We start from the raw sequence: 13,003 nt of genomic DNA on the forward strand, positions 1-13,003 counted from the left end.
CCTATTGCCTATTGCCTATTGCCTATTGCCTATTGCCTATTCCCTATTCCCTATTTGCCTTCTTACTTATATCAAGGAGCTAATGAAATGCCAACCTATCTTTCTCCAGGTGTTTACGTCGAAGAAATAGCTTCCGGTTCTGCCCCAATTGTAGGAGTTGGAACTAGTATTGCTGCTTTTATTGGTACGATTAAAGCCAATGCTTGGTCATCAACTAATACTAACAACATCTCATTTAAGTCTGTGGGTAGCTCTACAAGTCCAATTGAGATTGGTGAAGGTAAAGGTGGAAACCAAAAAAACTATTCTTTATTATCAGGAGATTATCCACTAGTAACCACAGTGGGGACTTATGGCTTCTTCGCTGGTGGCAGTCCTGTTAATTTAGATGATACAAACCCTATTACTAATAACGATGCCGAAAAATCTGCAACCGTAAAATTTAAAGATGCAATTCCTTCAGGGGAGAAAATTACCGGATATTACCAAGTTCAACTACCTGTAACAGTAATTCCCAGCGATCCTAACATCGCTCAAGAAGGGGAAATTAAATTAATCACAAACTTTAGTGAATTTAAGAAATTTTTTGGTGACTTTTTACCGCCTACTGGCGATACCCAAGGACAAAACACCTTAGCTCATGCAGTTTATGGTTTTTTCAGAAATGGTGGAACTCGTTGTTATGTCACTTGGATATCTGAAGAAAATAAGCTTGCTGGTGTTTTAGATGCTTTTGAAGCTATTGATGAAATCACTATCATTGCTGCACCAGGAAATTTAGCCCTCAGAGATGATATCAAAGATCATGCAGAAAAACTGGGCGATCGCATTGCAATTCTCGATAGCCTAGATACCATCGACCTTAGCAGCACAGGAGTTGTGAATACCCTTAAACCCTTCAACTCTGCCTATGCAGCCTTGTATTTCCCGTGGATTCAAGTTTTCGATCCTGCAAGTAATAGCAATATTTATATTCCCCCAAGCGGTCATATTGCGGGAGTTTATGCAAGGGTTGATGGGCAAAGGGGCGTACACAAAGCCCCTGCCAATGAAACTATTTTGGGAGCCTTAGATTTAAAATATAATCTCAGCAAAGCCAAACAAGATGGGCTTAATCCCGATGGCATTAACGTTATTCGCAAGCTAAACGGGAATATCCGCGTTTGGGGTGCGCGTACCTTGGGCGGAGATGCAAATGCAGAGTTTAAATACGTCAATATTCGCCGTCATTTTAGTTACTTGCGAGACTCCATTGATAAAGGGACTCAATGGACAGTTTTTGAACCCAATACCCCCGAACTCTGGGCAAAAATCCGCCGTAATATCAGTGCTTTTTTATTGATAGAGTGGCGCAAAGGTGCATTATTTGGCACAACTCCCCAAGAAGCCTTTTATGTGAAATGCGATGCCGAAACCAACCCCCCAGAAGTGCGTGATGTGGGTCAAGTTGTCACAGAGATAGGCCTAGCAGTGGTGAAGCCGGCAGAATTCGTGATTTTCCGCCTGAGTCAGTGGACTGGGACAGGAACGTAGGGAATAGGGAATAGGCAATAGGCAATAGGTAAGAGGTAATTTCAAGGAAACAAGTTTCACCGACAAGTATGAAAGTGGTCTTTTCCCCACTCAATTACGAATTACGAATTACGAATTACGAACTATACCCAAATGCCGACTTTAGAGCCAAAAATACCAGGTATCTCTTTAAACTATGTCGTTCCTACTCCAGAACCTGAGTTACTGACAGGTGTTCCGGTATTCTTTGGCCTGGTTACAGAGGAAGTGAAAGAACCGAAAAAGCTAACCTTGGCGACGCATTTTCAGCAGTATTTTGGTCAAGCTAAAGGGTATTTAGCAGATGCAATCAAAGGATTTTTTGAAAACGGAGGTCGTCTTTGTTATGTTATAGCCTTAGCTGACAATACTCTTGAGGCTCTTCAACAAGGTTTAGAGACAAGCGAAGTCTTAGAAAATGTTGATTTGATTTGTGTTCCCGACATCATGCTTGGTTCAGATGCGGAAGTTATGCAGATGCAGCAAGCTATTTTAAAACATTGCGAACAGATGGGCGATCGCTTTGCCATTCTTGATGCTTTGAATGAGGTAGGAAAACTAAATGGGCAGCTACAGGAACTTTCTAGCCACAACGGGGCATTATATGCACCTTGGCTAAAAGTAGAATTTCGCGTCGAGCCTATTCCTCCCTGTGGTCATATTGCGGGAATATATGCAAGTTGCGATCGCACAGTCGGGGTACATGGCGCACCTGCTAATATTCCACTTGCAGGGGTATTGGATCTCAGTTTTTCCCTAACTCCCACAGATCAAGAACAGCTAAATCCAAAAAACAAAGCGGGAGTCAATTGTATTCGTAGCTTCCAAGGACGAGGTATGCGAGTGTGGGGAGTGCGTACCCTCAGCCCGATAGCTGAATGGCAATATGTCAACGTGCGTCGTTTATTTCTCACATTTGGGCGCTGGGTAAATCGCAACTTAGCCGATACAGTGTTTGAACCCAATGCTTTTCCTTTATGGGTCCGACTACAAAGGGAATTAAGCGTTTATTGTGAATCTTTATGGCGACAAGGCGCTATCCAAGGTGCTTTGCCCCAAGAGGCATTTTATGTCAAATGTGATGCCGAAAATAATCCCCTTGAAAATCGAGAAATGGGACAAGTAGTGGCAGAAGTTGGTTTAGCCCCCACCATTCCAGGGGAATTTATTCAACTTTTAGTTGTTCAAAGTAGTAGCGGAATTACATTGATATGAAGGCAATAGGCAATAGGCAATAGGCAACAGAAAAAAGTGGAAAAAGGAGGTAGATATGTGTTGAGTGTTTCAAAAATTAAATGGAGATTATATAGGACTCATATTTGATTGCATGAAAAAACTCCATACAACTCAAAAAGCCTTCTTGCCTTCTTGCCTATTGTTCAAAAATCAAAGCAGATTCCTATATAACTGATAATTGTTAATTCAAATTTATTGTAGGAGGTTCTATTATGCCAACAATTTCTAATCCTCATGATCCATACAGTGGTTATAATTTCTGGGTGGAATGGGATGGTATCGTTCATGCTGGGTTTCGTGAATGTAGCGGTTTGACTGCGACTCGGAACGCAGGAACCTATCGAGAAGGAACAGATAAAGCATTAAACCAACGTCAAATTCCCGGTCTTAATACTTATGGCAACATTACCCTAAAACGGGGGATTAGCGATAATAAAGAACTGTGGGAATGGCACAAAAAGTTACAAAATGGCGAGACAGATCGGCGCAACCTGTCGATTATTTTAGCTAATGATCAAGGAGAAGAAAAAATTCGCTGGAATTTAGAAAATAGCTGGCCTACTACTTGGAATGCTCCAGATTTTAATGCTACCTCAGACGAAGTAGCAATAGAAACTCTCGAACTAGTTCATGAAGGTATCACCATTGGTTAATATTTCCTTTCAGCAAAATCATGCAGCAAACTGAATTTCCTTTTATCTTGCCTCAAGGATATCTCGACTCGGAAGGTAATACTCACCGTGAAGGCATTATGCGCCTTTCAACTGCCTATGATGAAATTGCCCCCATCCGAGATCCAAGGGTGCAGAAAAATCCTGGTTATTTGGTGATTATTCTCTTAGCAAGAACGATAGTTCAACTAGGAACATTAGACCAAATTAATACCAAAGTAATTGAGGGTTTATTTTCAGGAGATTTAGTCTATTTACAGGATTTTTATCAAAGGATTAACCAAAACGGTCATAGTCGTCTGCGGGTAGCATGTCCCCACTGTGACGGAGAGTTTGAAGTGGAAACTATTCCCGTGGGGGAGTAGTTTGCTACCCCACAGAACGACTGCTGGAGGAGGTAGCTTACCTTGCCTACCATTTTCATTGGTCTTACGAACAGATTATGACAATGGAACACCGAGAACGTCAGCAGTGGGTGACGCAGGTAGCACAAATTAATCAGCGACTTAGCGATTGAGCAGAAAAAATGAATCCCAAATTTATCGCACTTAATGCAGCTTTAGCCGCAGGTTCAACAGCCAGTTTATTGGGACATGACCCTTATATGGCTTATAACTTTGCTGTGGAAATTGGAGGAGTTGTTATTGGTGGTTTTAGCGAAGTTAGCGGTTTAAGCAGTGAAATTGAGTTGGAATCTTATCAAGAAGGAGGCTTAAACGATTTTATTCATCAATTTCCCAAACATACCACTTATCCTAATTTGGTTTTGAGTCGAGGATTAGTGAATATTGATTTGTTTTATATTTGGTATAAAGCAACTAGTCAAGGGTGGATTCAGCAGTTAAATGGTACGATTATCTTACTTAATAATCAGCAAATTCCGGTGATGTGGTGGACGTTTAAAAAAGCATATCCCGTCAAGTGGGAAGGGCCCAGTTTTAACGCTAGTAGCGACGAAATTGCTGTAGAAAAAATTGAATTGGTGCATCAAGGAATTTCTAAGTTATAGGAATACAGTGGCAATAGGCAAGGAGGTTCTTATAGTTGTACTCAACTTCGTAAAAATCGCATAGGAGTTTTATGTTGCATCATGGCAAATTTATCTAATTGGCAAGATTCACTTGATAAGGGGTTGGTAAATCGCCTGCATCGTCCCCTACGTCAACCGGGAATGATGAAAATGGCGATGGGTCAGCGTATTATTAATCGTTGCGATCGCTTTTTAAATCGTTTACCTCTTTTGAATCAACAAATGCAACGTTGGGGTAATACTAATACCCTATCATCGGAGTCTATGCCGATTGTTTATGCACAGCCTGTTTCATTAGCAAAAGAACAAGCAGTAGAGAATAGAGTACATAATTTGCCAACTGTCTCTCAAGTTGAGCCATCAGCTAATATAATTCAAAGAAAATTAGATTCTTCTCAATTTTTACCAATCATAATAGCTAATAATACTAACCCTGTCCAAAATATTACAGATTTATCAAGTTCTGATTTTGCGAATGAAACAACCCAATCTTTAGCTTTAAAAACACAAATTAATAAAACCTCTATATCTTCACCGGAAATTCCCGTAGTTTCGTCACAACCCATTGGTGAACAATTTCCAAAAGCAGCAGAAATGACGTTAGGTGATTTGACAGGCTCACAAACATCTTTGCCTAATATCACCGAATCAAATCTCAATCATCCATCTCAACCGATTGTAGATAAAACCTCTATATTTTCATCAGAAATTCCCGTAGTTTTGTCACAACCCATTGGTGAACAATTTCCAAAAACAGCAGAAATGACGTTAGGGGATTTGACAGGCTCACAAACATATTTGCTTAATAGCACTGAATCAAATCTTAATCATCCATCTCAACCGATTGTAGATAAAACCTCTATATTTTCATCGAAAATTCCCGTAGTTTTGTCACAACCCATAGCTGAACAATTGCCGAAAACAGCAGAAACTTTGTTATCACAAAAATTTACCAGTCTTCCTGATACAACACTACCTATTATTCAAGCAAAACTTCAGAATTATGCAATATCCCAGCCATCTCTCCCTATTGTTAATGATTTAAATAACTTAGCTGGTCAACAACAAACGCAAGCAGATAATGAGACAAGCAATTTAAGCTCAATCAAGCACGAATCAAAAAAACTTCCCATAGTTACTGCTCAACCTCTAACTCCTCAAGTTGATTTGACTAAGAAGGAAATATCATTTGCTATCAATTCCCCAACTTATCAAAGTCAACCTGCAACATCACTCAACACACAACCTTTTACTATTTCTACTTCACAAATTAATCAAAATAATCATAAGCAAAATATATCTTCCCTTCCCGTTGTCTCTGTAACTTCTGTAAGTAACCCATCCTTAAAACCTCAATCTTTGCCTTTACCCGGAGCTAAAACTACCCCATCATCAAGGAGTAATAGTCAGCAATCGAACCTATCGAACCATAATTCAATATCAAATATGGATTCTTCATCGCCTCCTAGAACTTTCACCAGTTCTGTATCATCAATAGAAACTTCGGTTTCGCCAATAGCAACTCAATCTAATATTGACGTTGATGCTATAGCTAATCAAGTTGAACGCAAACTAATGCGGCGGTTAGTCATTGAAAGTGAACGCAGAGGAAAAAATCGATGGCATTAGAGAAATTAACTATCAAAGCCGAAAAAAATAACCCAGGAGACTTTGCTGATAAATTTAAAGTTCTTTTCAACCCTAATCAAGTGGAAATTGTCAAAACAGGCTGGTCAATGGGAGATAATGGCCCAGTTGCATCTAAAGAATTAACTCAACTCAGTCTTGAGTTGTTTTTTGATACCACGCTGATAGGATTTCCTCCAGAAAATGTCCAAAACTATACCCGCAAAATTTTTAGTTTAACTCAGCCTCGCATTGGCAAAAATCCCAAACGTCCCCCTCGTTGTCAACTAATTTGGGGCACTATATCCGGTAAAGATAGCTTGTTATTACCTGATGGTTTTTTAGAAAGTGTTACCAAAAAACTGACTCATTTCCTCGAAGATGGTACACCTGTCAGAGCCACCTTAAGCTGTAAATTTAAGGAGTGGAAAGAACCGAAAAAAAAGGCAAAGATTGCTAATCTCATCGATGATCCTGTGAGAATTGTTAAACGAGGAGAAACTTTAAGTAGTATTGCCACTGAAGAATATGGCGATCCGGCTTTATGGCGTGTAATTGCGGCAGAAAATCGCTTAAACAATCCTCGGATGTTAAATCCTGGAACTGTGCTGACAATTCCTCCTTTGCGAATTACTAGCCTGACTCAGAGGAGTTAAATTATGCCAAATGATGCTTCCTTATTAAATCCTAATGTCAAAATTTTGGTTCAAGACAAACCCTTAGCCACAGAAATAGAAGCTGATTTGGTATCAGTTTTAGTATCTGAGGATTTGGAAGCTCCTGGTATGTTCGAGCTGCGATTAGTTACTTGGGACTTATTAAAACAAGAAATGACATGGGTAGATGACAAAGTATTTGAAGTTGGCAATAAAGTAGAAATTCAGATGGGATATGAACAAGAACTCAAAACTCTCATGGTGGGTGAAATTACGGGATTAGAACCAGAATATACCCAGGATGTAGCACCTATATTAGTGGTACGTGGTCATGATTTCCGCCATCGTTTGTTGCGAGGAAATCACACAAAATCTTTCCTAAGTATTAAGGATAGTGAAATTGCAAGCAAAATTGCTGGAACTAGAGGACTTACAGCAGAAGTGACCGATAGTAAAGTGAAATTAGAATATATTTTGCAACATAATCAAACAGATTGGGAGTTTTTAAAAGAGAGAGCTAAACGCATTGGCTATGAAGTTGCAGTGGAGCAAAAAACTCTCTATTTTCGTCCCCCTCAGAATGCTAAAGATAAAGTTTTGACTCTAACTTATGGAGAAGATTTACAAGAATTTTTACCACGCTTAAGTACTATGAATCAGGTACAACAGTTAGAAGTAAAAGGTTGGATTTATCAAGAAAAGGAGAAAAAAGAAGTATCAGGTAAGGCAGAAGTAGGGAAAGAAGGTGGCACAATGGGAGGTTTAACTTCTGGGACAAAAACAGTCAAAAAAGCCTTTGGTGAATCAAGCTATACGATAGTAAATCAACCTGTGTCAAGTAAAGAAGAAGCTGATAGCATGGCATTAGGACAGTTTCAAGATATGGCGATCGCCTACATTACTGGTGAAGGAACTTGTCAAGGTAATCCTTGTTTACGTGCCGGGAAAGTGATTGAAATTCTTGGGCTTGGTAAAAGATTTAGTGGACTTTATTATATTAAAAGTGCGGAACATAGTTGTTCAAAAAACCTCGGTTATAAAACTTTATTTACTGTAGGAAGAAATGCTACATGAACGGACTAGATGTTTTATTATCAAACAACCAAAATCATCGTTTTTACGGCGTAACTGTTGGTATAGTTACTAATAATAATGATCCAAAAAAATTAGGAAGAGTCAAAGTAAAATTTCCTTGGCTATCTTCAGAGGAAGAAAGTTACTGGGCTAGAGTGGTAACTCTCATGGCAGGAAATGACCGTGGTATTTATTTTTTGCCTGAAGTTGATGATGAAGTTTTGGTTGCTTTTGAACAAGGTGATATTAATTTTCCTTACATTCTTGGTGCTTTGTGGAATGGAAAAGATAAACCACCAATAGCAAATGAAGATGGGAAAAATAATCAACGAGTCATTAAATCTCGAAGCGGTCACATGATTGTTTTAGATGATACTGAAGAAAACGAACAGATTATTATTCAAGATAAGACTGGTAAAAACAAAATTGTAATTAATTCTAAAGAAAATACAATGAATATTCAAGTTGAGAAAGATTTGACTATTGAAACAAAAGGGAAAATTAGCTTAAAAAGTAGTGATGATGATATCTCGATTGAATGTAAAAACTTACAAATAAGAACTCAACAAAACTATCAATTAGAAGCTGGTGCAAATTGTACAATTAAAGCTAAATCTAAATATGAATTGGAAGCGCAATCTGGCTTAGGGATTAAATGTGCAGCCGGAGTGAAAATCAATGATGGATCATTGGAGGTGATGTAATGGAGATTGATTTTTTAGGTGTAGGATGGGCTTTACCTGTCAAACTTGATAAAAATTCTCAAATTCAGGTGGCACGTTATGAAGATGTTGTGCGTCAATCAATTTGGATGATTCTCAGTACTGCCAAAGGAGAACGGATAATGCGTCCTGATTTTGGCTGTGATATTCACGAAAAGGTTTTTTCTCCTAATAGTTTAGGAACGGTTGGAGAAATTGTTAGTGATGTAAAAGATGCTTTAATTGAATGGGAACCTCGCATTGATGTTTTAGATGTGGATACAATTCCTGATTCTAACCAACCAAATGTAATTTTAATTCAAATAAATTATCAAGTTCGCACAACAAATAATATTTTTAATTTAGTTTATCCTTTTTATTTGCAGTAATTGTATATGCCTTCTTTACCTCCCCAAATTGACCAGCGTACCTATGAGGAAATTGTTCAGCAAACCGAGAAGTTAGTAGAGCAATCTACCGGCTGGAAAGCTGCACCTGGAGATAAAACTGATGCTGGTGGGGCATTAATTCGCATCTTTGGGCGGATGGTAAAATTAGTCAGCGATCGCATCAACCAAGTTCCAGAGAAAAATTTTCTGGCTTTCCTTGATTTAATTGGCGGAGAACTCAAACCTCCCCAACCTGCTAAAGTTCCTTTAACCTTTTATTTGGCACAAGGAAGCCCCACAGATGGGTTAGTTCCTGCTCATACTCAAGTTTCGGCACCGCCAGCAGAGGGTGCAGACGAAGAAATCGTGTTTGAAACAGATCGAGAATTAGTTGTCACAACAACTCAATTACAAGCAGTATTTCTGCGCGAACCCAATCAGGATAAGTATAGCGATCTCTCTGAGATGCTTTCCGAGGAGCGCACTTTGACAGCAACAGGACAACAAGACGGAGCTTTCTTAGCTTTGGAAGGCGATCGCTCTATTACCCATTCTCTTTATATAACTTGTCCCGAAATTTTTGCTTTACCAGAGTTAAAGGAACTACAACTAATTATTACTACTAATAATACGGTTGAAAGTGTCAATCAATTACAAACTTCACCGCTTAATTGGTCTTATTGGGATGGTTCTCAATGGCAAACCATTCAAACTCCTAGCCAAAGTCAGAACAATAATCAATCAACTATTACTTTTACTTTTGCCAATTTACCCATTCCGGCTCCTTATGAGCTTCAGGGAAAAACGGCGAGATGGTTGCAAGCCAATTTAAATAATATATCTTCTCTAATTGGTAATTTACCTCAAATTACCAATATTCAAGGTAGTATCAATATCAAGCAATCTAACTTAATCCCTGAAATTTGTTTATTTAATACTACTCCTTTAGACCTCACCAAAGATTTTTATCCTTTTGGCGAACAGCCAGAACTTAATGATACATTTTATATCGCTTTGCACGATACATTTATTAAACCAAATGTAACTATTAGTATTGATATAAATTTAACTCATAAACCTGTAAATATAAATAATTTAAAAATTGTTTGGGAAATTGGTAACGGTCAAGTATGGCAAGAAATAGGAGATAAAAATAATCAACTAAGATGGATAGAGAAATCATCAACGATTCAGTTTACTGAAAAAGATACTATCCAGGCGAAGTTACAATTTCCCAACGCAGAAAATATACCTTCTCCTAGCACTGTAAATGGAGAAACTCGTTATTGGATTCGCGCTCGGATTACTCAAGGTCATTATGGTAAAGCCGCAGATGAGCGCACGTATCCTGTTTATGATGACTTGGCAGTTTTAAGAAAGGAATTCAAACAAGGTGACAACCAAATTGAAGTTGATACTTTAGATTTATTTAAAACTGGCGATACAATTCGTATTCTTCCTTATACTGGAGGATTTCCAGAAGAAAATAAAATTACAGAAATCATTAAAGAGAATAATAGGCTGAAGCTAGAAACCGGAGTTTTGAACACCAATTTAGGGGTTGGAACGCGGATTATGCGTAAGTTAATTATTACGGAGACGATTCCTCCAACTTACGATCCACCTCTGATTAAGTCATTAAAATTAACCTACGAATTTACTCTGACAGAAAAAGCTATTTATTTTGCTGAGAATGATTTTACCTATTCTTATCCAGAAAATTTAAGTTATTTTCAGCCCTTTACACCTACCATAGATCGAGAACCAACCCTCTATCTAGGATTTGATAAATCATTTGATAATAAAACAGTTACTCTTTATGCACAGTTTGAAGCTCCATTACCAAATGAATTATCAGCCGATATAATAGTAGCAACTGTCCTGATATCAACAGGAAATGCCGGAGATAAAATACTGCAAATTGCAGATGTAACTGGTTGGCAAAAAGGCGATCACCTACAAATTCAAAACCCGATAAATACCAAACAATACGATAATTATACTATTAGTAATATTAGTAAAAATCTAGTTACCATCAATCAAGCTCTCCAACAAGATTATCATCAAAATACCCCAGTGATTCGCTCCCAGCAACCCCAATTAATTTGGGAATCTTCTAGTATTACGGGTTGGCAACCATTGGGAGTAGAGGATGAAACTCAAGCATTTTCCCAACCAGGTTTAATTAGATTTATTGCTCCCGCAGATTTTAGCCCAAAAGAAAACTTTGGCAAAAAACTATATTGGTTGCGAGTTCGTTGGGTATCAGGTAATTTTCGGGTTAAACCTCGTTTACGTCGTTTGTTAACTAATACCACTTGGGCAGTTCAGGCAATTAGTCTCCGAGAAGAAGTATTAGGTTCAAGTAACTATGAGCCAAATCAGGTTTTTATTGCCAATAATATTCCCATTTTGATGGGACAGCAGTTAGAAATTCAAGAAGGAGAAATTTCCCTCAACGTAGAATCTCATCGTATCAAGGTAATTAAAGATAATTTGGGAGAAATTGAAGAAGTTTGGGTACTTTGGCAGGAAGTAGCAGATTTTTACGGTTCTAATGCGAGCGATCGCCATTACACTTTGGATCGACAAACAGGCGAAATTCGCTTTGGAAACGCCCAAGCCGGGATGATTCCCCCCAGAGGACGCAATAATATTCGACTGTCTTTTTATCAGACTGGAGGAGGTAAACAGGGGAACGTCACTGCACAAACCATTAGCCAACTGAAAACTACCATTCCCTACATCGATCGGGTAATTAACTTGGAAGCAGCAGCAGGTGGGGCGCAACAGGAAACTTTAGATCGCCTGAAAGAACGAGTACCAAAGCAACTACGTCACCGCGATCGCGCTGTCACTCTTGAGGATATAGCAGATTTAGCTTACGAAGCTTCTACAGATGTGGCTAGAGTCAAAGTAGTTACCCCAGATTTGCTGACGGCTGATTTTAGCCCTTTGAATGAAAAACTTTGGCTCGATCCGACTAAACCAAATGTGCTATTTGAAGATAGTCTCCGGGAAAAGTTGCAGACAATTAATGCTACCGAAGCAGATAACTTTGAAAAAATGATGCGGGAAATTAACCGCCGTGCAGGACAAGTTAAGCTGATCGTTCTACCCTATAGTAGCGATCGCCAACCAACCCCTAGTTTAGCTTTACTAGAGCGAGTCGAAACCTATATTCGTTCCCGTTGTGCGGGGACAGTAGATTTAGTGGTTACAGCCCCCAAATGGCGAGAAGTCACCGTAATTACAACTATCACTCCTGTGTTGCTCGAAGACGCAGACATGGTGAGAAACAGCGTTAAACAACACTTAGAAGCCTTCCTCCATCCCTTAACTGGCGGAACAGGGGAGGGCTGGCAATTTGGACGCTACCCGCAAAAATCGGATTTTTACGCCATTATTCAATCCATTGCGGGAGTAGATCATGTTAATTCCCTAGAAGTGGAATTACCTGCAACAGAAAGCAAGTCATTACTAAGTGCTGATTCTTTAATTTATTCTGGCAATCACAACGTTAAGGTAGAGGGCAATAGGCAATAGGGAAGAGGCAATAGGCAATAGGGAAGAGGGGATAGGGAAGAGGGAAGAGGTAAGAGGGAAGAGGCAATAGGCAATAGGGAAGAGGGGAGAGGCAATAAGTAATAGGTTGGTGAATATAAGGAGTGAAAAATGTCAGGGATTCGGGATTTTAAAGACTTAATAATTTGGCAAAAAGGTATGGAAATTGCTGAGAAATGTTATTTATTAACTAAAAATTTCCCTAGAGATGAACTTTTCGGAATGATTCAACAAATAAGAAGATCATCTGTTTCTATTCCAGCCAATATTGCGGAAGGCTATGGCAGAAGATCACCTGGCGACTATGCGAGATTTTTAAACATCAGCCAAGGCTCAATTAATGAATTACAAACTCATCTTCTTCTATCTTCCAGAGTAGGATTATGCACTATAAAAGATATAGAATTAATTCTCCAATATCTCCAAGAGGAAACTAAAATGATTATTTCCCTTCTCAAAAATTTAAATACTTAAAAACCATTCCCTATCCCCTACTCCCTCTTGC

The 13,003-nt window shown here is 38.8% G+C and carries 12 protein-coding genes and 1 pseudogene; all 13 read left to right on the top strand.

The genetic code is table 11. The annotated features are described in order from the left end of the window. The first annotated feature begins 87 nt into the window (after positions 1 to 87). Complete coding sequence (locus VB740_RS08020) at positions 88 to 1,533, top strand: phage tail sheath family protein (protein WP_416289455.1); 1,446 nt, start codon at positions 88 to 90, stop codon at positions 1,531 to 1,533. A gap of 132 nt (positions 1,534 to 1,665) precedes the next feature. Continuing rightward, on the top strand, positions 1,666 to 2,766 hold the full coding sequence (locus tag VB740_RS08025) for a phage tail sheath family protein (RefSeq protein ID WP_323199516.1): 1,101 nt from the start codon (positions 1,666 to 1,668) through the stop codon (positions 2,764 to 2,766). A 233-nt stretch (positions 2,767 to 2,999) separates the two neighbouring features. Then, positions 3,000 to 3,440 (top strand): phage tail protein, encoded by a 441-nt coding sequence (locus VB740_RS08030; protein ID WP_323199517.1) that lies wholly within the window; start codon positions 3,000 to 3,002, stop codon positions 3,438 to 3,440. 20 nt (positions 3,441 to 3,460) lie between these two features. Next, positions 3,461 to 3,823 carry a phage tail assembly protein gene (locus tag VB740_RS08035; RefSeq protein ID WP_323199518.1) on the top strand — a complete coding sequence of 121 codons (363 nt, stop codon included), beginning with the start codon at positions 3,461 to 3,463 and terminating at the stop codon, positions 3,821 to 3,823. A 17-nt stretch (positions 3,824 to 3,840) separates the two neighbouring features. Beyond that, positions 3,841 to 3,975 (top strand): annotated as a pseudogene (locus tag VB740_RS08040) (DUF6760 family protein); the annotation flags it as partial. A gap of 9 nt (positions 3,976 to 3,984) precedes the next feature. Next, a complete protein-coding gene (locus VB740_RS08045; protein ID WP_323199519.1) occupies positions 3,985 to 4,467 on the top strand; it encodes a phage tail protein in 483 nt (160 codons plus the stop codon). Between the two features lie 81 nt (positions 4,468 to 4,548). After that, positions 4,549 to 6,117: a hypothetical protein gene (locus VB740_RS08050; RefSeq protein ID WP_323199520.1), complete on the top strand. Its 1,569-nt coding sequence runs from the start codon at positions 4,549 to 4,551 to the stop codon at positions 6,115 to 6,117. Further along, on the top strand, positions 6,108 to 6,770 hold the full coding sequence (locus VB740_RS08055) for a LysM peptidoglycan-binding domain-containing protein (RefSeq protein WP_323199521.1): 663 nt from the start codon (positions 6,108 to 6,110) through the stop codon (positions 6,768 to 6,770). Before VB740_RS08050 ends, VB740_RS08055 begins: the two co-directional genes overlap by 10 nt. A 3-nt stretch (positions 6,771 to 6,773) precedes the next feature. Further along, complete coding sequence (locus VB740_RS08060; RefSeq protein WP_323199522.1) at positions 6,774 to 7,844, top strand: hypothetical protein; 1,071 nt, start codon at positions 6,774 to 6,776, stop codon at positions 7,842 to 7,844. Continuing rightward, a complete protein-coding gene (locus VB740_RS08065; RefSeq protein ID WP_323199523.1) occupies positions 7,841 to 8,548 on the top strand; it encodes a phage baseplate assembly protein V in 708 nt (235 codons plus the stop codon). Before VB740_RS08060 ends, VB740_RS08065 begins: the two co-directional genes overlap by 4 nt. Continuing rightward, positions 8,548 to 8,934 (top strand): GPW/gp25 family protein, encoded by a 387-nt coding sequence (locus VB740_RS08070; RefSeq protein ID WP_323199524.1) that lies wholly within the window; start codon positions 8,548 to 8,550, stop codon positions 8,932 to 8,934. The genes VB740_RS08065 and VB740_RS08070 overlap by 1 nt, the downstream gene beginning before the upstream one ends. A gap of 6 nt (positions 8,935 to 8,940) precedes the next feature. After that, entirely contained in the window at positions 8,941 to 12,480 is a 3,540-nt protein-coding gene (locus tag VB740_RS08075; protein ID WP_323199525.1) for a baseplate J/gp47 family protein, read from the top strand. A gap of 129 nt (positions 12,481 to 12,609) precedes the next feature. Further along, positions 12,610 to 12,972 (top strand): four helix bundle protein, encoded by a 363-nt coding sequence (locus VB740_RS08080; RefSeq protein ID WP_323199526.1) that lies wholly within the window; start codon positions 12,610 to 12,612, stop codon positions 12,970 to 12,972. Positions 12,973 to 13,003: the final 31 nt, after the last annotated feature.

Source organism: Nostoc sp. UHCC 0251, assembly GCF_034932245.1.
GTDB lineage: Bacteria > Cyanobacteriota > Cyanobacteriia > Cyanobacteriales > Nostocaceae > Nostoc.